This is a genomic window from Roseobacter sp. AzwK-3b, from assembly GCF_000170875.1.
In the GTDB taxonomy this organism is placed as follows: Bacteria; Pseudomonadota; Alphaproteobacteria; order Rhodobacterales; family Rhodobacteraceae; genus Roseovarius; species Roseovarius litoreus.
Window position 1 is genome coordinate 22,693 of record NZ_ABCR01000006.1, and the last position, 21,940, is coordinate 44,632.

Below are 21,940 nucleotides of genomic sequence, written 5' to 3' on the forward strand. Positions count from 1 at the left end.
GCGCATGTTCCGTGAGTGGTGGCGTTTTTTGCCCGGGAACAATGGGGCGGGACTCTTCGCGCATTCCGAAGCTCTCCGCCCTTCCAGTTTTACTGGACCCCGGCTGGCGGTTCTATTGATCGTGCCGTCAGTCGGACTATTTTTCCGGCGAACCCGGAAGTGTATTTTTGTGTGCTGTCCGTCTTCATTCCCCAAGTGAAGCGTCGGAAATGTAAGATGCCGCCCCGAGTGATCGGGGCGGCATTGAATTTTGCACATCACGTGGTGGAAAGATCAGCCCTGGGCGACCTTGGCCACCTCGGCCGCGAAATCCTCTTCCTTCTTCTCGATGCCTTCGCCGACTTCAAGGCGCACATAGCCCAGAACCTCGGCGCCCGCTTCCTTCGCGGCGGCCTCGACCGTCAGGTCGGGATTGATGACGAATTGCTGACCCAGCAGCGTGACTTCGGCCATGAACTTCTTCATGCGGCCGACGATCATCTTCTCGATCACCTCTTCCGGCTTGCCGGATTCGCGGGCGATGTCGATCTGGACCTGGCGTTCCTTCTCGACCACGGCGGGGTCAAGCTCGGCCTCGTTCAGCGCGGCGGGGTTGGTCGCGGCGATATGCATGGCGACCTGACGGCCAAAGGCCTCATCGCCACCTTTCAGCGCGACCAGAACGCCGATCTTGCCCATGCCATCAGCCATGGCGTTATGGACATAGGACACCACGGTGTCGCCTTCGATCGTGGCCATGCGGCGCAGCGACATGTTCTCGCCGATGGTGGCGATCTTGGCGGTGATGACCTCTTCGACGGTCTTGCCATCCAGCGCGGCTGCCTTCAGCGCGTCGATATCCGACGTGCCGATGGCGACACCGGCGATCTTGCCGACCATATCCTGGAAATCGGCGTTCTTGGCGACAAAGTCGGTCTCGGCGTTCACCTCGACGGCGACGCCCTTGCCGCCCTCGACATTGACCGCGACAAGACCTTCGGCCGCGGTGCGGCCGGATTTCTTGGCGGCTTTGGCCAGACCCTTGGTGCGCAGCCAATCAACGGCGGCTTCCATGTCACCATCGGTCTCGGTCAGCGCCTTCTTGGCGTCCATCATGCCTGCGCCGGTCGTATCGCGCAGCTCTTTCACCTGTGCAGCAGTGATAGCCATCTGGGCTCTCCTTGGAATCGTCTGAATATGCAGGGGGCGGGATAGCCCGGCCCCCATGTTGTTTTGATGAAAGCGGCTCAGCCTTCGGCAGCCTGCTCGGTCTTGGCCTCTTCGGCAGCCGGAGCTTCCTCGGCGGCGGCCTCTTCGACAGGAGCCTCGACCATCCCGCCCAGATCGACGCCAGCGGCGCCAAGCTGCACGGCGGTGCCATCCAGAGCAGTGCGGCTCACCAGATCGCAATAAAGCGAGATGGCGCGCGCGGCATCGTCATTGCCGGGGATGATGTAATCCACGCCGTCGGGCGAGCAGTTGGTGTCGACGATCGCGACGACCGGGATGCCCAGCTTGTTGGCTTCGGCGACGGCCAGCGCCTCTTTCTTGACGTCGATCACGAAAAGCATGTCCGGCAGACCGCCCATTTCGCGGATACCGCCAAGGCTCGCCTGCAGCTTCTGCTGGTCGCGCTCGATGCCAAGACGCTCTTTCTTGGTCAGACCACCTGCACCGGCACCCAGGATCTCGTCGATCTCGTTGAGGCGCTTGATCGACTGCGACACGGTCTGCCAGTTGGTCAGCGTGCCACCCAGCCAGCGGTGGTTCATGTAATACTGTGCGCAGCGGTCGGCGGCGTCCGCCACCGGCTGTGCGGCCTGACGCTTGGTGCCGACGAACAGGATGCGCCCGCCCTTCGAGACGACGTCGCGGATCGCGTTCAGCGCCGCGTCGAGCATCGGAACCGTCTGTGTCAGGTCGATGATGTGAATCCCGTTGCGCGCGCCATAGATGAACTCGCCCATACGGGGGTTCCAACGCTGCGTCTGGTGGCCGAAGTGAACGCCGGCTTCAAGCAGCTGACGCATGGTGAACTCGGGAAGAGCCATGTCCGTTTCCTTTCCGGTTTAAGCCTCGGCACGGGATGAGAAGCGTTTGCTTCAACCGGTGGACCGACAGGGATGTCTCCCCTGACAGCCCGCCCATGCCTGCGGGTGTAAGTGCGGTGCCTATAGACCAGCCCCAGGGTGGGCGCAACCCCCCTGCCCGCCTCGGCGGCTTTCGAGGCGCGGTTTTCGCACCGACAGGATACCGACGCGATACCGATGTGATACCGATCGGATAGTCTAAGCTTTCCCAAGGGGGCCTGCGCCCGATTCGACATCCCGCCCTCGGAGGCCCGCAATGCCCCTTCTTTACCCCAGCCCCGAGATCCGCGATGCGCTGCAAACCGGCCTGCCGGTCGTGGCGCTGGAATCCACGATCATCACCCATGGCCTGCCGTTTCCGCGCAATGTCGACACCGCGTTGTCGGTCGAACAGGCGGTCCGCGATGCCGGGGCGATCCCGGCCACGATCGCCGTGACTGATGGCAAAATCAGGGTCGGTCTCACCCGCCAAGAGATTGAAACCCTTGCACAAAAACCTGACGTCGCCAAGCTCAGCCGCGCCGATCTGGCCGCCTGCATGGCGATGGGTGGCACCGGCTCCACCACGGTGGCGGCGACCATGATCTGTGCCGCGCGCGCCGGGATCACCGTCTTCGCGACCGGCGGGATCGGCGGCGTGCATCGCGGCGCCTCCGAGACATTCGATATATCGGCCGACCTGACCGAACTTTCGCAAACCCCCGTGACCGTGGTCTGTGCCGGGGCCAAAGCCATCCTCGATCTACCCAAGACATTGGAAACACTGGAAACTCTGGGCGTTCCCGTAATCGCCTTCGGGCAGGATGCCTTCCCCGCCTTCTGGTCCGCCGACTCCGGTCTGCCCGCACCCTTGCGCATGGACTGCCCGGCCCGGATCGCCCTCGCCCATCGGATGCGCGCTGCGCTTGGCCTGCCCGGCGGGCAGCTTGTCGTGAACCCCATCCCGCAAGATGCTGAAATTCCTCGTGAAACTCTCGAGCCCCTGATCGCCGCCGCACAATCCGAGGCCGATGCCCAAGGCATCACCGGCAAGGCCGTGACACCCTTTCTTCTGCGCCGCATCTCCGAGATGACCGACGGCGCCTCGCTGAGCGCCAATGTCGCGCTGATCCATGCGAATGCCCGGCTGGCCGCGCGCATCGCGATCGCCGCGGTCAGCGACGATGCAGAACTGCCTGAAATATAAGCATTTAACACGCTATTGCAGCGCCTCGCGGCCAAGCCCATTGTAGCAGACAGCGAAACATCCTAGACAGCCGATGGTCTTTTCCTGAGCAGACATATGTCATGACAACGCCGTTCGACGACACTCCGCAACCACCCCGCAAACCCGGCATGTTCGCCGGCATCCGGGCCAGTTTCCTGACCGGGCTTGTCGTAATCCTGCCGGTGGCCATGACCATATGGCTGATCTGGACGCTGATGGGCTGGGTCGACAGCTTCGTGCTGCCCCTGATCCCCGCCAATCTCCGCCCCGAGCATTACATCGGCATCAACCTGCGCGGCGTCGGCGTCATCATCTTCCTTGTGTTTACCATCATCGTTGGATGGATCGCCAAAGGTTTGATCGGCAAGTCCTTGATCCGCTTCGCTGAATCCGTCGTGAACCGGATGCCGGTGGTCCGCTCGATCTATTCCGGCGTCAAGCAGATCGCTGAGACGGTCTTCGCCCAGTCCGAGCGCAGCTTCGAAAAGGCCTGCCTCGTGCAATACCCGCGCAAGGGCATCTGGGCGATCGGCTTCATCTCGACCACGGCAAAGGGCGAAATCGCGGGCAAGGTGGACACCGTCTCGGAACTTCTCAGCGTGTTCGTCCCCACAACGCCGAACCCGACCAGCGGCTTTCTGCTCTACTTCCCGCGTGAGGATGTGGTGGAGCTGTCGATGAGCGTTGAAGACGCGGCCAAGCTGGTGATCTCGGCGGGGCTTGTCTACCCCGGGGAATCCACTTCAAAAGACAAGCACAAGAACCTGAAATAGCTTTACAAAAGGCAATCTGCCTCAATTGTACATCGCTGCCAGATCAACGCTGCTGCGCTGGTTCAGATCGTCGCGATGCCGCTCCAGAAACCCCTCAGCCGCCGCATATCCCGCATCGCGCAACCTGTGCAGCAGATAGGGCGTCGGCATCAGCTTGCTCGCTACCGACAGCTCGCGCATCAGCACGTCATCGGCAATCATATGCACATGCACCCGCTTCATCGACCCGGGCGTCAGGCTGCCATCCTCCAGCAAGCGCTGGACAAATCCGATGGCCCGCAATTCGCGCAGCAGCGATGAGTTGAAGCTGATCTCTTTGATCCGGTTCTGGATCTCCTGCGGGCTTTTGGGCACATCCTCGCGCACCAGCGGGTTGATATGCACGATCAGGATATCCTCGGGCAGCTCCGGCGCAAAAAGCGGGAACAGCGCCGGGTTGCCGGTATATCCCCCGTCCCAGTAATGCTCGCCGTCAATCTCGACCGCCTTGAACAGCGTCGGAAGGCACGCCGAGGCCAGCAGGCTGTCGGTCGAGATGTCATCCCCCGTAAACACCCGGATCTTGCCGTTATGCACATTCGTCGCGCCCACGAAAAAGCGCGGCCCGGCGTCGGAACAGACCTTGTCATAATGAAACTGCGCGGCGATCCGTTCCAGCGGGTTCACATAGAACGGCCCATAGGCATAAGGCGATACGGCCCGCGTCATCGCATCGACCATCGCAAACGGCACCGAGGCTTCCAGCGCAGCACTCACAGCCCCCGGCGCCGGCATCGCGCCCGCCATCCATGCAGGCATCCGGATATCGCGCGTGGCACCCATCTGCTCCCAGAGCCACGTCAGGTTTTCCCGGGCGCCCTCATGCCCGCCTTCGAGCATCCCCGATTTCAACGCCGCGCCATTCAAGGCCCCCGCCGATGTGCCCGAGATACCCGCGATCTCGATCCCATCATCCTCGAGCAGACGGTCCAGAACGCCCCAGGTAAACGCCCCATGCGCGCCCCCGCCCTGCAAGGCCAGGTTGATCCGTTTCTTCTGGCTCATGCGCGGCTCACAGCGCCGTCCAGCCGCCATCGACGCTGATCGTGGTGCCCGTCACCTGCGCCGCCGCATCCGAGCACAGATACATCGCCGTTCCGCCCAACTGTTTGATCGTGGCAAATTCCTTGGACGGTTGCCGCTCCAGCAGGACGTTGCGGATCACATCCTCGCGCGACATGTCGTATTGCTTCATCGTGTCGGGGATCTGCGCCTCGACCAGCGGGGTCAGCACATAGCCCGGGCAGATCGCATTGGCGGTGATCGGCTCTTGCGCCGTCTCCAGCGCGGTCACCTTGGTCAGTCCGATCACCCCATGCTTGGCCGCGACATAGGCCGCCTTGTAGGGGCTCGCCGTCAGACCATGCGCTGAGGAAATATTGATGACCCGGCCCCAGCCCGCCTTGCGCATCAGCGGCAGCGCCGCCGCCGTCGTATGAAAGGCCGAGCTGAGGTTGATCGCGATAATCATGTCCCATTTCTCGGTCGGGAACTGGTCGATGGGCGCCACATGCTGAACACCGGCATTGTTCACCAGAATATCACAAGCGCCCGCCTGTTCCACCAGCGCCCGGCAGGCTTCGGGGTTGGACATATCGGCGCGGATATACCGCGCACTGATTCCATGATCGCGCGCCAGCCGGTCGGCGATGGCATGATCTTCCTCGGTGTCGGTGAAGGAATTCAGGATCACGTTCGCGCCGTTGCGGGCCAGCTCCTCGGCGATGCCTAGTCCGATCCCGGAGGTCGATCCCGTCACGATTGCGGTCTTGCCTGAAATGCCCATGTCTCGATCTCCTGTGGTTCCCGCCCGCCCTTTATGGCAGACCTGTGCGGGCGCAGCATAATTGCTGCGCGTGCGAATTGCACGGGAAAGCGGACAAAGGATGACGGACCACCTGGCCAAAAAAAAACGCCGGCACGAAGCCGGCGTTAAGTTATTGAGGCAGGTTTCATACAGGCAAGAAACCTATCGAGCAGTGATCCCTTTATAAGCAATCTGGCGCCGCGATCCAAGCTAAAAGTTTGAAAAGACGTGAATCCGCCTCTACGGTCCAAGCTCAAGCGGATAAGGACGAACAGGAATTGTTGCTGAAATGAGATCGGATTTTTTCTCTCTGGCGGGTGTCGTCGCGGCGTTTCTCGCCCTCGTCCCGGCCATGCAGTCCGCCCATGCCGAGCCTGCGCATGGCATAGCTATGTATGGAGAGCCGGCACTCCCACCGGATTTTGTGTCCCTGCCCTACGCCAATCCCGATGCCCCCAAAGGCGGGCGGATCGTCACCGGCAATGTCGGCAGCTTCGATTCGCTCAACCCGTTCACCCTCAGGGGCAGTCCTCCGTGGCAATTGCGCTTCCTCACGCACGAGTCGCTGATGGGCCGATCCTGGGACGAGCCGTTCACGCTTTACGGCCTTCTGGCCGAATCGGTCGAGACTGGCCCGAATCGTGAATGGGTCGAATTCACCCTGCGCCCCGAGGCGCGTTTCTCGGATGGAAGCCCCGTCACCGTCGAGGATGTCATCTGGTCCTACGAAAGCCTCGGCACCGCCGGTCATCCCCGCTATCGCGGTTTTCACGATCAGACCGCCTCGATAGAACAGACCGGTCCGCGCTCCGTCCGTCTCACCTTCGCCGAAGAGGACCGCGAATTGGCGCTCATCGCCGGTCTGCGCCCGATCTTGCAGAAATCCCAATGGGCGGGGCGCGATTTCGCCGATACCCCCCCTGACGAGGCGCCCATAGGCTCTGCGCCCTATGTGATCGACAGCCATGAATTCGGCCGTTTCCTCGTGCTAAAGCGCAACCCCGATTACTGGGGCGCCGATCTGCCGCTGCGCCGCGGCATCTCGAATTTCGACGAGATCCGCATCGAATTTTACGGCGACAACACCGTGATGCAGGAGGCATTCAAGGCGCAGGCGCTCTCCTATATCCGCGAATTCAACGCCGAACGCTGGAACACGCAGTATGATTTTCCGGCCGTGCAATCGGGCGATATCGTCAAATCCGAGATCCCCCACTCCAAGCCCTCGGGCATGACGGGTTTCGTGATGAACACCCGCCGCCCGCCTCTGGATGACTGGCGCGTCCGCGAGGCGCTCATTCTGGCGTTCAACTTCGAGTATATCAACGACACCCTGACCGGCGGCCTGCAGCCCAGGATCACCTCGTATTTCTCCAATTCGGAACTGGGGATGCAACCCGGTCCCGCCACGGGCCGCGTGCGCGACCTGCTCATGCCCTTCGCAGGCACCCTGCCGCCCGGTGCGCTCGAGGGCTATAGCCTGCCCGTCAGCGATGGCTCGGCGCGCAACCGTGGCAATCTGCGCGTGGCGCTCGGCCTGCTCGAAGAGGCGGGCTGGACCGTGCAGGACGGCGCGTTGCGCAACGCCGAAGGTCAACCCTTTCGGCTCGAGGTGCTGTTGCAGCAGGATGCACTGATCCAGCAGGCCACCGCGATCATGGATATCTATGCCCGTGCGCTCGAACGTCTGGGCATCGACCTGCAGGTGCAATCCATCGACAAGGCGCAATATGCCGAGCGCGAGCGGCTCTTCGACTTCGACATGACCTTCATGCGCCGGTCCCTGTCGCTCAGCCCGGGCAATGAACAGCGCTTCTATTGGGGGTCCGCGGCCGCCGAGCAACCCGGCAGCCGCAACCTGATGGGCATGACGTCCCCTGCCGCCGACGCGATGATCGACGCGATGCTGACCTCTCGCACCCGGGAGGATTTCGTCGCGGCCACCCGCGCGCTCGACCGGGTCCTGACCGCGGGGCGCTATGTGATTCCGATCCACAACTACGCCGTGGGCAGGATTGCCCATCTCAAGGAATTGAAGTATCCTGTGGATAACTTACCGATTTACGGGGATGGAATTCATTTCCTGCCCGAAGTCTGGTGGTTCGAAGAAAACTAAAAACAGCAGTCAAAGATACTCAGGCAACACCATGAAACATATGATCGCCCTTGGCCTTCTTGTGGCCCTGTCCGCCTGCGCCACAATCGATGGCGTCGGGCAGGATATCTCGGGCGCCGCGCGCGGCGTTCAGAGCTGGTTCTGATCGGGCGCAATCGCCCCGTCCGCCACGCATGCAGGACCGGCCCTGCTGGCCTCGGCCAGCCGGGTCTTTTCTCGTGACGTCACGCCAGTGAGGTCACCCAAAGGATCGTGGCATCCTCGTCACTGACCGAGATCACGTTATGCCCCATCGTGGCGTCGTAATAGGCGCTGTCGCCCCGGCGCATCTCGATCGCCTCGTAGAATTCCGTGTAAAGCCGGATCACCCCGGTCAGCACGTATAGGAATTCCTCGCCGTCATGGCGCACCCAGCCATCGAACTCGTCCATGTGCCGCGCCCGGATGCGGGCGCGGTAGGGCAGCATCTTCTTCTTGGTCAGCGCCTCCCCAAGCAAGACATGCTCATAGGTGGTGGTGGCCTGATGCTGGCCCTCGCCGGCCTTGGTCACCGACATGCGCCCGCTGATCTTTTCGCGCTGCGGCGGCGTGAAAAGCTGCGGCACCGATATCTCAAGACCCACCGCCAGCTTCTTGAGCGCCTCATAGGTGGGCGACATCTGACCGTTTTCGATCTTGCTCAGGGTCGAGCGCGCCAGCCCCGCCTGACTGGCCGCCTGCTCCAGCGTCCAGCCGCGCGACTTGCGCAGGTCTCGAACCCGCTCCCCAAGGTTGAGCGGTTCGCCGGTCTCTTCCCGGCCGCTTTCGCGGGCCACGCGGATCAGGTTTTCAGGTGTCGTGCGCTGCATGGTGAAATCCTATAAGCCCAGCCCTCGCCACTTGCAACTGAAGGGCGCCCGGCATACTCCGACAGAATGATCTCAGAAACCCGTCCCGATCCCTTCCCTGCCTGTCCGTCGCCGTTCAATCTTGCGGCGCATGTCCTTGCCCGGGCCGACGAGACGCCCGACAAGATCGCGCTCGCCGTCTTGCGCCTGACCGGCGCCGAACGCTGGAGCTATGCGCGCCTCAAGGCCGCCGTTCTGGGCACCGGAACCGGCCTTTTGAACTCCGGTCTGCAGCCCGGAGACATCGTGCTCATGCGGCTCGGCAATACCGTCGATTTCCCGATCGCCTATCTGGGCGCGCTTGCCGTGGGTCTGGTGCCGGTACCCACCTCGTCGCAGCTCACCGAACCCGAGGTGGCCGCGATGATCGCCACGCTGGACCCGGCGGCGATCCTGCTTGGGCCGGGCATCGCCTGCCCCGACACCGCGATCCCGGTGATCGACACCACGGCACTTACCGAGATGCGCGATCTGCCACCCGCCGACTGGCAGATGGGTGATCCCGACAGGCTGGGCTACATCATCTACACGTCGGGCACCTCGGGCGTGCCGCGCGCGGTATGTCATGCGCATCGGGCCATCTGGGCGCGGGGCATGATGATGCAGGGTTGGTATGGGCTCTGCCGCGATGACCGCCTGCTCCATGCCGGCGCCTTCAACTGGACCTATACGCTCGGCACCGGGCTGATGGACCCCTGGACCATGGGCGCCACCGCCCTCATTCCCGAAGCCGGCACAGACCCCGCGCAACTGCCGCTGCTGCTCAAGCGCCATGACGCCACGATCTTCGCCGCCGCCCCCGGTGTCTATCGCAAGATGCTGGGCAGCGCGCCGATGCCCCCCTTGCCCAAGCTGCGCCATGGCCTTGTCGCCGGCGAAAAACTCTCGGAAAATATCCGCCAGCACTGGCAAGACGCCACCGGCACCCCCATCCACGAGGCTTACGGGATGTCGGAATGCTCCACCTTCATCTCCGCCAGCCCCGATCATCCGGCCACCCCCGGCACGCTGGGCCGCCCACAACCGGGCCGTCGTGTGGCGATCCTTGGCCCGGACGGTCCCGTGGCGCATGACGCCGAAGGCACCATCGCCATTCACCGCAGTGATCCGGGCCTGATGCTGGGCTATCTCGATGCGCCCGACGAAACGCACGCCCGCTTTCAGGGCGACTGGTTCCTGACCGGAGATCAGGGCGTGATGGACGCTGCGGGCGATATCACCTATCTTGGCCGCTCGGACGACATGATGAACGCAGGCGGCATCCGCGTGTCGCCCATCGAGGTGGAAATGGTGCTCAACCATCATCCTGCCATCACCCAAAGCGCCGTCACCGATATCGAGGTGAAGCCCGATCTGCGCGTCATCATGGCGTTCTATACCGCGCCGCAAAGGGTGGACGACGCCGCCCTTGATGCCTACGTCTCGGACAGCCTTGCCGCCTACAAGCGGCCCCGCGCCTATATCCATGTCGATGCTCTGCCGACCGGGGCCAATGGCAAACTCCTGCGCCGCAAATTGCGGCCGATCTACGAGGCCCTCAATGGTCAAGCTTGACATCATTTCCGACCCGATCTGCCCGTGGTGCTATATCGGCAAGACCTATCTGGACGCCGCCCTTGCCGCGCGCCCCGATCATCCCTTCACGCTGGAATGGCATCCCTTCCAGCTCAATCCCGACATGCCGCCCGAAGGCATGGACCGCCGCACCTATCTCGAGGCCAAGTTCGGCGGCAAGGAGGGCGCGGTCAAAGCCTATATGCCCGTGCTTGAAAAGGCGCAGGAGGCCGGGCTTTCCCTGAATTTCGAGGCGATCACCCGCACCCCAAACACGCTGGATGCCCATCGCCTGATCCATTGGGCCGGGATCGAGGACCGCCAGACACCGATGGTCATGGCGCTGTTTCGCGCCTATTTCGAAGAGGGGCGCGATATCGGCGATCCAGAGGTTCTGGCTGATCTGGCCGATGGGCTCGAGATGGACGCCGCCGTGATCCGTCGCCTGCTGGACAGCGATGCCGATCTCGATGCGATCCGCGCCCGCGACAGCCGCTTTCGCGAGATGGGCGTTACCTCGGTGCCCACCTTCATCGTGGCGGGCCAGCATGCGGTGCCCGGCGCGCAACCCGCCGATCTGTGGCTCAAGGTCATCGACGAGATCACCGGACAGATCGCGCGCGGCGATGATCCGGGCAACGACAAGGGGTGACCCATGACCGGCTTCAAGATCCTCACGCTTATTGCCATGGTGCTGATGATCATCGCCGGGGGCACCGTCTTCTTCCGCCTCGTCGAAGGATGGAGCTGGCTTGACAGCTATTTCTTTACCGTCGTGACCCTCTCGACCGTGGGCTACGGTGAACTGGTGCCCGCCACGCCCTTGGGCAAGATCGGGACCACGGTCTTCATCCTCGTGGGTCTTGGCATCTTTGCCGTGGCGATCCAGCAATTTGGCGCTTTTGCCGTGCGCAAACGCGAAGAACATACCGAATGGCTCATCGCGCGGCTTGGCCACCACCACCACCCCGAACAGGACCCGCCCGCCGCAAACGAACCCGAAAGCCCCGACAAATGACCGGTCAGCCCCGGCTCAGCCGGCTGGAATTCGTGGCGATGATGGCGATGCTGGTGGCCACCGTCGCCTTTTCGCTCGATTCCATGCTGCCCGCCCTGCCCCGCATCGGCGCCGAGTTGACGCCGGACGCGCTCAACCGCGCGCAGCTTGTCGTCACCTCCTTCATCCTCGGGCTGGGGGTCGGCACGCTGTTCACCGGGCCTTTGTCTGACAGTTTCGGACGCAAGCGCGTGATCCTGATCGGGTCGGGCGTCTATATCCTCGGTGCAGGCCTTGCCTGGATCGCGCCCTCGCTCGAACTCATGATCGCGGCGCGCATCGTTCAGGGGCTTGGCGCGGCGGCTGCGCGCATCGTGGCCCTGGCCATCGTGCGCGATCTCTATTCGGGCCGCGAGATGGCCCGGCTCATGAGCTTCGTGATGATGGTCTTCACACTGGTTCCCGCCGTCTCGCCACTGGCGGGCAGTGTGGTGATCGGCCTTTTCGGCTGGCGCGCGATCTTTCTGACCTTCATCCTGTTCGCTCTGGCCTGCTCGCTTTGGCTGGCCCTGCGTCTGGACGAGCCTTTGCCCCCCGAGAAACGCCGCCCCTTCCGGCGTGCCGCCCTCGTCGCCGCCATGCGCGAGGTTCTGGCCAATCCCACCGTCCGGCTGGCCATTGCGGTGCAGATGCTCTGCATGACCACGCTCTTTTGCTCGATCTCGATGATCCAGCAGATTTTCTCAGTGACCTTCGACCGCGCGCCCGAATTTCCCTTTTGGTTCTTCATCATGGCGGTGATCGCCGGTGCGGTCAGCTTTCTCAACGCCTCCATCGTGGTCCGGCTCGGGATGCAGCGCATGGTATCGGGCGCGCTCGGGCTGCAGATCGTTCTGTCGGGTGCGATGGTGCTGGCCTTTTCCTTTGGTCTGCCCCCGGCGCTGCAATTCCCGCTCTATATCGTCTGGCAAACCACCGTATTCGCCAATGCCGCGCTGACGCTCGGGAATATCAACGCCCTCGGGATGGAGCCTTTGGGCCATATCGCCGGCATGGGGGCCAGTGTGATCGCCTGTTTCGCCACCGTGGGCGCCGTGCTCTTGACCGTGCCGGTGGGACTGATGTTCAACGGCACGCCGATGCCCCTTTTGCTGGCGGTGTTCTGTGTCGTGCTGCTCGCACGGCTGTTGATGCTGCGCCTGTCGCGGATGCAGGATCAGGCCGCCTGAAACGCTTTGAGCCAAGACCGGCCCGGCTTCGGAAATTGCACCTTCCGACCAAACCGCGTAGCACTGGACAAAGACACCTCCCCCGAAAGGCGTGCCCATGCTCAAGGTCTATATCCTGCTGATTTTCGCCATCGCGGCCGAAACCGTGGGCACCAGCGCCCTGCAGGCCAGCCAGCAATTCACGCGCCTTGCGCCGACCCTTCTGGCTATCGTCGCCTATGCGATCGCGCTCTATCTTCTTGGGCTTACGCTGAAATACATCCCCGTCGGCGTCGCCTATGCGATCTGGTCAGGGCTGGGGATCGTGTTCATCGCGATCATCGGTTTCGTGGTTTTCGGCCAGCGCCTCGATCCGCCCGCCATCATCGGCACATCGATGATACTTGGCGGTATCGTCGTGATTCAGCTGTTCTCCAAGACAGCGCCGCACTGACGACGCGTCCCGATCACACCTGCTCGAACTGCGCCTGCTGCCGCAGGCTCCACCGCACGGTCAGATCGAACCCGTCCTCGGTCTGGCGTTCATCCTCGATCAATCCGCGCTCATAGAGCCAGGCGCGCTTGCGCCCTTCATCGAACCTCAAATGCAGATGCGCTTCCTGGGTCGTGTCGGTCATCGCGCTGGTGATGACGCCTACCAGCTCGCTCATGCCCTCGCCCGTGACCGCCGACAGCGCCTGCACATGCTCATGCCGCGCAGCCCGCGTCAGGACCGCCTGCCGCGTCTCGTCATCCAGCTTGTCGATCTTGTTCCAGACCTCGATCTGCGGGATAGAGTCGCGCACACCGAGGCTTTCCAGAATGGTGCGCACGTCACGCGCCTGCGCCTCGCTCTCGGGATGCGAGATGTCGCGCACATGCACGATCAGATCAGCCGCCAGAACCTCTTCCAGCGTGGCGCGAAAGGCCGCGACCAACTCGGTCGGCAGATCGCTGATGAACCCCACCGTATCCGACAGGATCACCTCGGGTCCGCCGCCCGGCAATTCGATCCGCCGCATGGTGGGATCGAGCGTGGCAAAGAGCATGTCCTTGGCCATCACATCGGCCCCCGTCATGCGGTTGAACAGCGTCGATTTGCCTGCGTTCGTATAGCCCACCAGCGCCACGATCGGAAACGGCACCTTGGCGCGCGCCGCGCGGTGCAATTCGCGGGTGCGCACCACCTTGGACAATTGCCGCCTGAGCCGCACCAGCTGCTCGTCGATCGCGCGCCGGTCGGCCTCGATCTGCGTCTCGCCCGGACCGCCCACAAAGCCAAGCCCGCCGCGCTGCCGCTCAAGGTGGGTCCAGGCGCGCACCAGCCGTGTGCGCTGATAGGACAGCGCCGCCATCTCCACCTGCAACACGCCCTCGCGGGTGGCCGCCCTGTCGCTGAAGATTTCCAAAATCAGCCCCGTGCGATCCAGCAGCTTCACGCCCCAGGCCTTTTCCAGATTGCGTTGCTGCACCGGCGTCACAGGCCCGTCGATCAACACAAGCTCGATCTCCTGCGCGTCGATCAACGCGTGCAGCTCTTCAAGCTTGCCCTTGCCGAACAGCGTTCCGGGATGCGGCTGGCGCACACGCACCACCTGCGCGCCGACGACATCCAGCCCCGGCAGCGCATGCCCCAAGGACACAGCCTCTTCAAGCGCCAGCTGCGGATCGCGGCCCGACGCGGCGTTTGGAATGTCTGGATGCAACACCCATGCGCGGGTGTCTGCGCGCTCTGTCAGCGTCAAGTGGCCTCGTCGCCTTCATAAAGGCTGATCGGCTGCGACGGCATGATCGTGGACACCGCATGCTTGTAGACAAGCTGCGATTGCCCATCTCGCCGCAGCAAGATGCAGAAATTGTCGAACCAGGTGATGACACCCTGAAGCTTTACACCATTGATGAGAAATATCGTGACTGGAATCTTGGTCTTGCGGACCTGGTTCAGAAATGCGTCCTGCAGATTTTGTCTGTCTGATGCCATTTTGCCAAAAGCCTTTGTTCTTGCCTGCGCCGCGAACCGGCACGTTCACTCCCTCGCAATACAAGTATGGAGTGCGTTGACGTGACTTTCCAGCCCAAAAATCAAATCCTTGCATGTGATCGCTCCGCGCCGTCGCGCGGCCATTCCGTCACCGCCTCCACAGGCTTGGATTGAGCAGCGCAATGATCGCCAGCGTCTCGAGCCGCCCCACAACCATCGCCGCACAAAGCACCAGCTTGATGGGCTGCGAGAGCACCAGAAGGTTGATCGGCGCGTCGCCGGCCACGCTCACCAGCGGGCCGGTCGTGCTCAGCATAGCGACGCTAAGGATGATCGCCTCCTCGAAATCCTGCCCAAGGCCCGCCAGCGTCAAAGTGACAAGCGCCAATGAGAGCGCGAACAGCATGAAGAAGATCCACGCCACGAACGCACCCCGGCGCCGGATCCTCCGGCTGCCCGCCCCCGCGCGCCCCACAGACGAGGGATGCACCAGCCGCTCCATTTCCCGCTGGCCGTTAAGATAAAGCGCATAGACCCGCAAGAGCTTGACGCCCCCGGCGGTCGTGGCGACACCGCCCCCCACCATCGACAGCCCCATCAGGATCAACCCAGGCGTCCCAAGTCCCGACCAGCCCCTTGCCTCGTCCCATGACGCGCTTTCGAACCCGGTGGTGGACAGGAACGACAGCACCGTGAACATGCCCCCCCAAAGCGCCGCGCCGGCCATCGCCAGATTTTCGGTCTCATCGACATCGAACGCCCCGACCCAGTGCCGCGCGAAAATCAAAAGCGGCACCCCCAGCACCAGCGCCGCGCCCAACCGGAATTCCGGGTCATTGTGCAGACCGGGCCGCGCCACGGTCACCGTGTCCGAGGAAAACGTCAGCCGCGACAGCGCAAAGAGCATGAACAGGAACACCACCGCCTCGCCCGCGAATCCCGATTGCGCGTTCTGCACGCCACCGATCGGGGAAATGCCGCTTGTCGCCATGGTCGACATGGCATGCACGATCGCCACGAGCGGCCGGTCGCCCCCGATCATCAGCATCAGCCATAGCGCCGCCGTCAGCCCGGCATAAAGCGGCGCCAGCCGGAGCGTCACCTGCGCAAGCCGCTTGGCCGAGCTGGCTCTCTCGAAGCGCTCCATCTGCCCGCCGCCCTGCCCCGGCTCGGCGCTTGCCGTCACCTCGAACCCGCCAAGGTTCAACGGCGCCAGCACCGCCGCGGCCGCAATCCACATCAGCAGCCCCCCGAACCAGCCGACGATCCCGCGCCACAGATGCAGACTGTCGGTCAGCCGTCCCGGCTCGGTGAAGATCGGCGCGCCGGTGGTGGTCAGCGACGACACCATCTCGAAATAGGCATTGAGATAACTGGTCGTCTCCAGCCCCTCATAGAAGGGCAGCGCCAGAAAAAGCGGCAACCCCGTCAAGGCCAGCATGAGCGAGCCCAGATTTTCCAGATCGCTGTTGTCGCTGCGCGGGCGCCCGGACAGTGCCAGCCCGACGAGGAAAATCAACGTCATCCCCAGCACGCTGGAATAGGCAAAGGCCTGCGCCACGCTGTGATCGCGCTGCACCAGCGCATGGGTCGCCGGGATCAGCATCGCGGCAGCCGCAATCCCGGCCAGGATCAGGATCAGCGGGAATGTCAGAAGGCGCGCGATCATCAGATCAGAAGAAGTCGATGGAAACCTGAAGCAGCTGTTCCACCCGGGCCACATCGTCGGCCATGGCGAACAGGACGATCACGTCCCCTGCCTCGATCCTCAACCCGCCCGTGGGCTTGCGGATCTCGTCGCCCTTCTTCACCGCGCCCACCAGCACGCCTTCCGGGAAATCGATGTCGCGCACCGCCGACCCGGCGATCGACGAGGTCGACATGACCTCGGCCTCGATCACCTCGGCCTCCGCATCGCCGATGGAATAGACCGAGCGCACCTTGCCGTGCCGGATATGGCGCAGGATGGAACTCACCGTGGTGGCGCGCGGGTTGATGAAGGCATCGATCCCCAGAGGCTCCATCAGCGGCAACAGCGTCGGGTCATTGACCAGCGTGATCGCAAAGGGGCACCCGGCGGCCTTGGCGCGCACAGCGGCCAGCATGTTGGTCTTGTCGTCATCCGTGACCGCCAGCACCGCATCCGCGCGCGAGATACCCGCCTCGTTGAGCAAGGAGGCATCCAGACCGTCCCCGTAAAGGACGATCGTGCGCTCCAGCGCATCCGCCGCGCGCTCGGCGCGGCCCCGGTCGCGCTCGATCACCTTGGTGCGGGTGCGCGTGCCGCGTGTCTCCATCGCCTGCGCCACCGCAAGCCCGATATTGCCGCCGCCCACGATCACCAGCCGTTCCTGTTTCTTCTGCGACTTGCCGAACACCTCCAGCGACCGGGGAATGTCCTCGAGCGGCGCGAAAATATAGGCCTCGTCCCCCTCGAAAAGCTGGTCGCCCGCCTCGGGCGCAAACAGCCGTCCCTCGCGCCGGATCGCCAACACCACGACCCGCAAGGTCGAGAACAGATCGCTCAATTGCCGCAGCGGCGTGTTCAGAACCGGGCAATCCTCTTCAATTCGCAACCCCATGAGCTGCGCCTTGCCGTCAAAGAACAGCTCCGTATCGAACGCCGCAGGTGAAAACAGCCGCCGCATCGCCGCCTCGGCCACCTCGCGCTCGGGGCTGATGACCACGTCGATCGGCATGTGATCGCGGCGGTACAGATCGGAATAGATCGCGTTGAGATAAGACTGGCTGCGCAGCCGTGCGATCTTGCGACGAATGGAAAAGACCGAATGCGCCACCTGACAGGTCACCATGTTGACCTCGTCGGAATAGGTGGCGGCGATGATCATGTCGGCGTCCCGCGCGCCCGCGCGCTCCAGGACATCGGGATAGCTGGCAAAGCCCGCAATCCCCTGCACATCAAGCGTATCCGTGGCCCGGCGCACCAGATCGGGATTGTTGTCCACGACCGTGACTTCGTTCTTTTCGCCCGAAAGATGACGGGCGATCTGCCAGCCGACCTGACCTGCCCCGCAGATGATGACCTTCATGCCTCACGCCTCATCCTGTCTGGACACGCTGAATGACAGATGCCCCCCGCAGGGTCAATTCCTTTGTCCGGCCGCGGCGGCTGATGTATCCTTGCCTCATGAAGATCGCGCCCCGCCTTTTTCCGCTGTGTCTTGTCGTTCTGGCAGGCTGCGCCACGCCCGAGCTTTTTTATCGCGAAGGCGTGACCATCGACCGGCTGGACCGCGATCTGACCGCTTGCCGCGTCTCGGCCCTGCGCGATGTGCCGCCCGCCATCGAAACCCGCTACACCCCGCCCGACACCATCCTGCAGCCGGTCTGCCATCCCGGCGGCGCCTGTGTCTGGACGCGGATCGTGCTGCGCCCCTCGCAGTATGAGCGCATCGACACCAACGCGGCGCTACGCGAGGATGTGACCCGCCTGTGCATGGCCGACAAGGGTTACGCCCGGATCTCACTGCCCTCTTGTTCGTCCGATGTCGCGGGCAGGATCACGCTGCGCTCCGACAGCCCTCAGCCGCCGCTCGGACCCGGCTCCTGTGCCGTGCGCACCGAGGCTGGCAATTGGCGCATGGTCACACCTGCGCCCTGACCTGACGCGTTCTAACCCACTTCCTGATGCTCGTCCTCGTCGCTCGTGGCGCGCGTGCCCTTGGTGCCTGTCACCACGCCAAGCGACTTCAGCTTGCGGTGCAGCGCGCTGCGCTCCATGCCCACGAATTCCGCCGTCCGGCTGATATTGCCGCCGAAACGGTTGATCTGGGTCAGCAGGTATTCGCGCTCGAACGCCTCGCGGGCCTCGCGCAGCGGCATCGTGGCCACCGATCCCGCCAGCACCACGCGCCCCTCCTCGGCGGGCGCCTCGGTCTCGCTCGGCAATTCGCCGGCCTTGATCTCGCCCCCCGCATCGCCAAGGATCAGCACCCGCTCGATCATGTTGCGCAGCTGGCGCACATTGCCCGGCCAGTTCATCGTCTGCAAAAGCGCCGCCGCCTCGGTGCTCATACGCCGCAGCGGCAAGCCCTGCGTGCGGTTGAGCATCTCGATGAAATGCCCGGCAAGCCCCGGAATATCCTCGCGCCGCTCTTCAAGACTGGGCACCTCGATCGGCACCACGTTCAGCCGGTGATAGAGCTCGCGCCGGAACTTGTCGGCGGCGATCTCGGCCTCCAGATCACGGCTGGTCGAGGAAATCACCCTCAGATCCACCTCGACCTTCTCGCTGCCGCCAACCCGCAAGAATGTCTGATCCACCAGAACCCTCAGGATCTTCGATTGCGTGCCCGGCGGCATGTCGGCCACCTCGTCGAAATAAATCACCCCGCCATTGGCCTCTTCCAACATCCCCGGCTCCACGCCGCGCTCGTCGGTTTCGCGCCCGAACAGCACCTCTTCCATGCGGTCCGGCTCGATCGACGCGCAGCTCACGCTGACAAAAGGCGCCTCCGCGCGCTGCGAATTGGCGTGGATATAGCGTGCCGCCAGCTCCTTGCCGGATCCCGCAGGCCCGCTCAGCATGACGCGCCCGTTCGATTTGGTCACCTTGTCCAGCTGCGACACCAGCGCCCGGAACGCCGCACTGTCGCCCAGCATTTGCGCAGGCTCCGTCTCGCGGCGCTTCAATTGCTGGTTCTCGCGGCGCAGGCGGCTGGTTTCCATGCCGCGCCGGATCACCACCAAAAGCTGATCTATGTTGAACGGCTTTTCGATGAAGTCATACGCGCCCTGCTTGATCGCGGCGACCGCGATCTCGATATTGCCGTGACCCGAGATGATGACCACCGGAATTTCCGGGTGATCGCGCTTCACCGCCTTGAGAATGTCGATCCCGTCCATCTGGCTGTCTTTCAGCCAGATATCGAGGATCAACAGCGCCGGCGCCGAGGCGGCAATCGCGGACATACACTCGTCCGAGCTGCCCGCCAGCCGCGTGCCATAGCCTTCATCCTCAAGGATATCCCCGATCAACTCGCGGATATCTCGTTCGTCGTCCACAATCAGAATATCACTCATATTGTTTTCACACCGCTTCTCGTTCAATGCCCTGGTCCTCCTGGGCGTTCAGCAGCGGCAGGTGAACCACCGCCATCGCCCCTTTATGCGCGCCGTTTGCAAAGGCCGGCGCATCCTCCAGCACAAGGGTGCCCCCGTGCTCCTCGATAATCTTCTTGACGATCGGCAATCCAAGCCCGGTGCCCTTTTCGCGCGTCGTCACATAGGGCTCGAACAGCCGCGCGCGATCTTCCGGCAGGCCGATTCCATTGTCGGCGATGCGCAGCACCGCCTGCCCGTTCTCGATCTTGGTCGATACCCGGATCTCCGGGCGATGCCCTTCGGGCGCGCCCGCCTCCTGCAGGCTTTCGATCGCCTCACCTGCGTTTTTCATCAGGTTGATGAGCGCCTGACTGATCATCGTGGCATCCACGCTCGACCACAGCGCATCCTCGTCCAGATCGGTGACGAAGATCACATCGGGCTGTCCCGCCTCCTGCAAGAGCGCCGCTTTCCTCACCAGCTCGGTCAGGCTCTCGGGCTTGGCCTGCGGTTCGGGCATCCGCGCGAATTTCGAGAATTCGTCCACGATCCGGCGCAGATCGTCGGTCTGCCGGATGACCACATCGGTCAATTGTTCAAGATCGGCGGCTTGCTGTTCATCCAGAATACGGCCGAACTTGCGCTTGATGCGCTCCGCCGACAGCTTGATCGGGGTCAGCGGGTTCTTGATCTCATGGGCGATGCGCCGCGCGACATCGCCCCACGCCGCCATCCGCTGCGCGGCCACCAGATCGGTCACATCGTCGAACGCGACCACATAGCCCTCGCGCTTGCCGGATTCGCTGCGCCGTGTGGACATGCGCACCAGCAGGTTTTCCAATCGCCCACCCCGGCTCACCTTGACCTCTTCCTGCACGAAGCCGCCCTGCACCAGCTTGAGTTTTTCAAACAATGGCCCGAACTCCGGCACCGCCACGCTCAACGCCGTCGAGGCCTGATCCTCCTGCCAATCCAGCAGCCGTTCCGCCGCCCGGTTCACAAAGGCGACCCGGCCTTTGGGATCCAGCCCCACAACCCCCGACGACACCGATCCAAGCACCGAATCGAACAGCCTGCGGCGCCGTTCGATCTGCTGGGTGTTGGCCAGAAGCGTTTCGCGCTGCCGCTTGAGCTGCCGGGTCATCTGGTTGAAATAGGTGCCAAGCTGGGCGATCTCGTCATCGCCTTCCTCTTCGCGCACCGTCACGTCCAGATCGCCATCCCCCACGCGCTGCGCCGCACTGGTCAAGCGCCCCACAGGGCGCGACAGCCGCTCGGCGAACCACATGCCAAGCCAGACCGCCGCCAGAATGAGGATCACCGCAAAGCCCAGATACACCAGCCCGAATTCGAACAGGACCCGCCCCCGTTCGCTTTCGCGCTGCTCATAAAAGCGCGCGGTCTCCTGTGTCTCGTCAAGCAGGTTCAGGATCGCGCCATCGACATTGCGGCTGACATAAAGATACCGGTCCGGGATCGTCTCGAGCGGCAACAGCGCGCGAAACTCGTTATTGTCCCAGTCGCGGATCACCACGACGCCCTCGGCCACCGATTGTTCGATCTGCGCTTGCGTCGGCTGTTCATAATCGAACAAATACGACCTCTCGCCGCGCGCCCGGATATCGCCGGTGCCGTCGATCACAAACGCCTCGCGCAGACCGCGCTGGATCTCGCGCTGGCCACGCGACAGGACTTGCCGGATATCGCCATCATCCATGAACATCGTGGCGCGCTTGGTGGCGTCGATCACCGAGGCCAGAACCTGCGCATCCGCCACCAGATCGCGGCGATGCTCTTCCTCATAGGCTTGCGCTGCCGCCACCGAGCTGTCCACCACCCGGCCCACCCGGTCCGAAAACCACGCCTCCAGACCCATATTGACCGACAATGTCGCAAAGACCGCGACCGCGATGGTCGGCAACAGCGCCATCAGCGCGAACACACCCGTCAGCCGCAAATGCAGCCGCGATCCCGCCGAGCGTTTGCGCCGAGCCGCGATCATCCGCGCCACCCGCTGCATCACCAGCGCCGCCACCATGATGACATAGACCAGATCCGACAGCAGAACGATCCGCAGCACGTTCGACGACGCGCCCTGATCCAGCGGCCCCATCACCAGATAAGTGAGCACCGCCAGAACCGGCCCCAGCACCACCAGCCCGAAGGTCGCAAGCGTCTGAAGACGCTTCATGCGCCTCAGCCGATTGACCCGGTCCCATGTCCATCTGCGTGTAGTGA

At 63.4% G+C, this 21,940-nt stretch carries 21 protein-coding genes; 10 read left to right on the plus strand and 11 right to left on the minus strand.

Going from position 1 to position 21,940, the window contains the following annotated elements:
- Window positions 1-273 precede the first annotated feature (273 nt).
- Window positions 274-1,149 carry a translation elongation factor Ts gene (tsf, locus tag RAZWK3B_RS11790; protein WP_007815385.1) on the minus strand — a complete coding sequence of 292 codons (876 nt, stop codon included), beginning with the start codon at window positions 1,147-1,149 and terminating at the stop codon, window positions 274-276.
- A 77-nt stretch (window positions 1,150-1,226) separates the two neighbouring features.
- Window positions 1,227-2,030 (minus strand): 30S ribosomal protein S2, encoded by an 804-nt coding sequence (gene rpsB, locus RAZWK3B_RS11795; RefSeq protein WP_007815386.1) that lies wholly within the window; start codon window positions 2,028-2,030, stop codon window positions 1,227-1,229.
- 295 nt (window positions 2,031-2,325) lie between these two features.
- Between rpsB and RAZWK3B_RS11800 the strand changes: the two genes are divergently transcribed.
- Together RAZWK3B_RS11800 and RAZWK3B_RS11805 are read left to right on the plus strand one after the other, a co-directional pair.
- A complete protein-coding gene (locus RAZWK3B_RS11800; RefSeq protein WP_007815387.1) occupies window positions 2,326-3,255 on the plus strand; it encodes a pseudouridine-5'-phosphate glycosidase in 930 nt (309 codons plus the stop codon).
- Window positions 3,256-3,356: 101 nt separating this feature from the next.
- Window positions 3,357-4,049, plus strand: a complete 693-nt coding sequence (locus RAZWK3B_RS11805; protein WP_007815388.1) for a DUF502 domain-containing protein — start codon at window positions 3,357-3,359, stop codon at window positions 4,047-4,049.
- A 21-nt stretch (window positions 4,050-4,070) separates the two neighbouring features.
- On the opposite strand, the gene RAZWK3B_RS11810 is transcribed toward RAZWK3B_RS11805, so the two are convergent.
- Both RAZWK3B_RS11810 and RAZWK3B_RS11815 read right to left on the minus strand, forming a co-directional pair.
- Window positions 4,071-5,093, minus strand: a complete 1,023-nt coding sequence (locus tag RAZWK3B_RS11810) for a patatin-like phospholipase family protein (protein WP_037295703.1) — start codon at window positions 5,091-5,093, stop codon at window positions 4,071-4,073.
- Window positions 5,094-5,100: 7 nt separating this feature from the next.
- Complete coding sequence (locus RAZWK3B_RS11815; protein WP_007815390.1) at window positions 5,101-5,874, minus strand: 3-hydroxybutyrate dehydrogenase; 774 nt, start codon at window positions 5,872-5,874, stop codon at window positions 5,101-5,103.
- 310 nt (window positions 5,875-6,184) lie between these two features.
- Here RAZWK3B_RS11815 and RAZWK3B_RS11820 point away from each other — a divergent pair, with 310 nt between their 5' ends.
- Both RAZWK3B_RS11820 and RAZWK3B_RS11825 read left to right on the plus strand, forming a co-directional pair.
- Complete coding sequence (locus RAZWK3B_RS11820; RefSeq protein WP_007815391.1) at window positions 6,185-8,011, plus strand: extracellular solute-binding protein; 1,827 nt, start codon at window positions 6,185-6,187, stop codon at window positions 8,009-8,011.
- A 31-nt stretch (window positions 8,012-8,042) separates the two neighbouring features.
- A complete protein-coding gene (locus RAZWK3B_RS11825) occupies window positions 8,043-8,156 on the plus strand; it encodes an entericidin EcnA/B family protein (RefSeq protein WP_149779736.1) in 114 nt (37 codons plus the stop codon).
- A gap of 79 nt (window positions 8,157-8,235) precedes the next feature.
- Here the strand turns inward: RAZWK3B_RS11825 and RAZWK3B_RS11830 are convergent, their stop codons facing one another.
- Window positions 8,236-8,859: a helix-turn-helix domain-containing protein gene (locus RAZWK3B_RS11830; RefSeq protein ID WP_007815393.1), complete on the minus strand. Its 624-nt coding sequence runs from the start codon at window positions 8,857-8,859 to the stop codon at window positions 8,236-8,238.
- A 66-nt stretch (window positions 8,860-8,925) separates the two neighbouring features.
- On the opposite strand from RAZWK3B_RS11830, the gene RAZWK3B_RS11835 reads away from it, so the two are divergent.
- The 5 genes from RAZWK3B_RS11835 to RAZWK3B_RS11855 all read left to right on the plus strand — a co-directional run bounded on the left by RAZWK3B_RS11835 (window position 8,926) and on the right by RAZWK3B_RS11855 (window position 13,111).
- A complete protein-coding gene (locus RAZWK3B_RS11835) occupies window positions 8,926-10,452 on the plus strand; it encodes a class I adenylate-forming enzyme family protein (RefSeq protein WP_007815394.1) in 1,527 nt (508 codons plus the stop codon).
- Window positions 10,439-11,104 carry a DsbA family oxidoreductase gene (locus RAZWK3B_RS11840; RefSeq protein WP_007815395.1) on the plus strand — a complete coding sequence of 222 codons (666 nt, stop codon included), beginning with the start codon at window positions 10,439-10,441 and terminating at the stop codon, window positions 11,102-11,104. Before RAZWK3B_RS11835 ends, RAZWK3B_RS11840 begins: the two co-directional genes overlap by 14 nt.
- 3 nt (window positions 11,105-11,107) lie before the next feature.
- Entirely contained in the window at window positions 11,108-11,470 is a 363-nt protein-coding gene (locus tag RAZWK3B_RS11845) for a potassium channel family protein (RefSeq protein ID WP_007815396.1), read from the plus strand.
- Window positions 11,467-12,678: an MFS transporter gene (locus RAZWK3B_RS11850; RefSeq protein ID WP_007815397.1), complete on the plus strand. Its 1,212-nt coding sequence runs from the start codon at window positions 11,467-11,469 to the stop codon at window positions 12,676-12,678. The genes RAZWK3B_RS11845 and RAZWK3B_RS11850 overlap by 4 nt, the downstream gene beginning before the upstream one ends.
- A gap of 97 nt (window positions 12,679-12,775) precedes the next feature.
- The gene (locus RAZWK3B_RS11855; protein ID WP_007815398.1) at window positions 12,776-13,111 is read left to right on the plus strand and encodes a DMT family transporter; all 336 of its coding nucleotides are present in this window, start codon (window positions 12,776-12,778) and stop codon (window positions 13,109-13,111) included.
- A gap of 13 nt (window positions 13,112-13,124) precedes the next feature.
- Here the strand turns inward: RAZWK3B_RS11855 and hflX are convergent, their stop codons facing one another.
- The 4 genes from hflX to trkA form a co-directional block, all read right to left on the minus strand.
- Complete coding sequence (gene hflX, locus RAZWK3B_RS11860; RefSeq protein WP_007815400.1) at window positions 13,125-14,402, minus strand: GTPase HflX; 1,278 nt, start codon at window positions 14,400-14,402, stop codon at window positions 13,125-13,127.
- Window positions 14,399-14,638: an RNA chaperone Hfq gene (hfq, locus tag RAZWK3B_RS11865; RefSeq protein ID WP_007815402.1), complete on the minus strand. Its 240-nt coding sequence runs from the start codon at window positions 14,636-14,638 to the stop codon at window positions 14,399-14,401. The genes hflX and hfq overlap by 4 nt, the downstream gene beginning before the upstream one ends.
- Window positions 14,639-14,786: 148 nt before the next feature.
- Window positions 14,787-16,307 (minus strand): TrkH family potassium uptake protein, encoded by a 1,521-nt coding sequence (locus RAZWK3B_RS11870; protein WP_007815403.1) that lies wholly within the window; start codon window positions 16,305-16,307, stop codon window positions 14,787-14,789.
- Between the two features lie 4 nt (window positions 16,308-16,311).
- On the minus strand, window positions 16,312-17,688 hold the full coding sequence (trkA, locus tag RAZWK3B_RS11875) for a Trk system potassium transporter TrkA (protein ID WP_007815406.1): 1,377 nt from the start codon (window positions 17,686-17,688) through the stop codon (window positions 16,312-16,314).
- Window positions 17,689-17,720: 32 nt separating this feature from the next.
- Between trkA and RAZWK3B_RS11880 the strand changes: the two genes are divergently transcribed.
- Entirely contained in the window at window positions 17,721-18,260 is a 540-nt protein-coding gene (locus RAZWK3B_RS11880; protein WP_007815407.1) for a hypothetical protein, read from the plus strand.
- A gap of 11 nt (window positions 18,261-18,271) precedes the next feature.
- On the opposite strand, the gene ntrX is transcribed toward RAZWK3B_RS11880, so the two are convergent.
- Together ntrX and RAZWK3B_RS11890 are read right to left on the minus strand one after the other, a co-directional pair.
- Window positions 18,272-19,681: a nitrogen assimilation response regulator NtrX gene (ntrX, locus tag RAZWK3B_RS11885; RefSeq protein ID WP_037295707.1), complete on the minus strand. Its 1,410-nt coding sequence runs from the start codon at window positions 19,679-19,681 to the stop codon at window positions 18,272-18,274.
- A gap of 7 nt (window positions 19,682-19,688) precedes the next feature.
- Complete coding sequence (locus RAZWK3B_RS11890) at window positions 19,689-21,893, minus strand: sensor histidine kinase NtrY-like (RefSeq protein ID WP_007815412.1); 2,205 nt, start codon at window positions 21,891-21,893, stop codon at window positions 19,689-19,691.
- Window positions 21,894-21,940 lie beyond the last annotated feature (47 nt).

Excerpts from the sequence above, each read along its gene's own strand:
- RAZWK3B_RS11810 (WP_037295703.1), bottom strand. The coding sequence starts at position 5,093 with ATGAGCCAGAAGAAACGGATCAACCTGGCCTTGCAGGGCGGGGGCGCG.
- RAZWK3B_RS11825 (WP_149779736.1), top strand. The coding sequence starts at position 8,043 with ATGAAACATATGATCGCCCTTGGCCTTCTTGTGGCCCTGTCCGCCTGC.
- hfq (WP_007815402.1), bottom strand. The coding sequence starts at position 14,638 with ATGGCATCAGACAGACAAAATCTGCAGGACGCATTTCTGAACCAGGTC.
- RAZWK3B_RS11815 (WP_007815390.1), bottom strand. The coding sequence starts at position 5,874 with ATGGGCATTTCAGGCAAGACCGCAATCGTGACGGGATCGACCTCCGGG.
- RAZWK3B_RS11850 (WP_007815397.1), top strand. The coding sequence starts at position 11,467 with ATGACCGGTCAGCCCCGGCTCAGCCGGCTGGAATTCGTGGCGATGATG.
- RAZWK3B_RS11835 (WP_007815394.1), top strand. The coding sequence starts at position 8,926 with ATGATCTCAGAAACCCGTCCCGATCCCTTCCCTGCCTGTCCGTCGCCG.
- RAZWK3B_RS11805 (WP_007815388.1), top strand. The coding sequence starts at position 3,357 with ATGACAACGCCGTTCGACGACACTCCGCAACCACCCCGCAAACCCGGC.
- RAZWK3B_RS11845 (WP_007815396.1), top strand. The coding sequence starts at position 11,108 with ATGACCGGCTTCAAGATCCTCACGCTTATTGCCATGGTGCTGATGATC.
- RAZWK3B_RS11820 (WP_007815391.1), top strand. The coding sequence starts at position 6,185 with ATGAGATCGGATTTTTTCTCTCTGGCGGGTGTCGTCGCGGCGTTTCTC.
- RAZWK3B_RS11830 (WP_007815393.1), bottom strand. The coding sequence starts at position 8,859 with ATGCAGCGCACGACACCTGAAAACCTGATCCGCGTGGCCCGCGAAAGC.
- RAZWK3B_RS11890 (WP_007815412.1), bottom strand. The coding sequence starts at position 21,893 with ATGAAGCGTCTTCAGACGCTTGCGACCTTCGGGCTGGTGGTGCTGGGG.
- tsf (WP_007815385.1), bottom strand. The coding sequence starts at position 1,149 with ATGGCTATCACTGCTGCACAGGTGAAAGAGCTGCGCGATACGACCGGC.
- trkA (WP_007815406.1), bottom strand. The coding sequence starts at position 17,688 with ATGAAGGTCATCATCTGCGGGGCAGGTCAGGTCGGCTGGCAGATCGCC.
- ntrX (WP_037295707.1), bottom strand. The coding sequence starts at position 19,681 with ATGAGTGATATTCTGATTGTGGACGACGAACGAGATATCCGCGAGTTG.
- RAZWK3B_RS11840 (WP_007815395.1), top strand. The coding sequence starts at position 10,439 with ATGGTCAAGCTTGACATCATTTCCGACCCGATCTGCCCGTGGTGCTAT.
- rpsB (WP_007815386.1), bottom strand. The coding sequence starts at position 2,030 with ATGGCTCTTCCCGAGTTCACCATGCGTCAGCTGCTTGAAGCCGGCGTT.
- RAZWK3B_RS11870 (WP_007815403.1), bottom strand. The coding sequence starts at position 16,307 with ATGATCGCGCGCCTTCTGACATTCCCGCTGATCCTGATCCTGGCCGGG.
- RAZWK3B_RS11880 (WP_007815407.1), top strand. The coding sequence starts at position 17,721 with ATGACAGATGCCCCCCGCAGGGTCAATTCCTTTGTCCGGCCGCGGCGG.
- RAZWK3B_RS11800 (WP_007815387.1), top strand. The coding sequence starts at position 2,326 with ATGCCCCTTCTTTACCCCAGCCCCGAGATCCGCGATGCGCTGCAAACC.
- RAZWK3B_RS11855 (WP_007815398.1), top strand. The coding sequence starts at position 12,776 with ATGCTCAAGGTCTATATCCTGCTGATTTTCGCCATCGCGGCCGAAACC.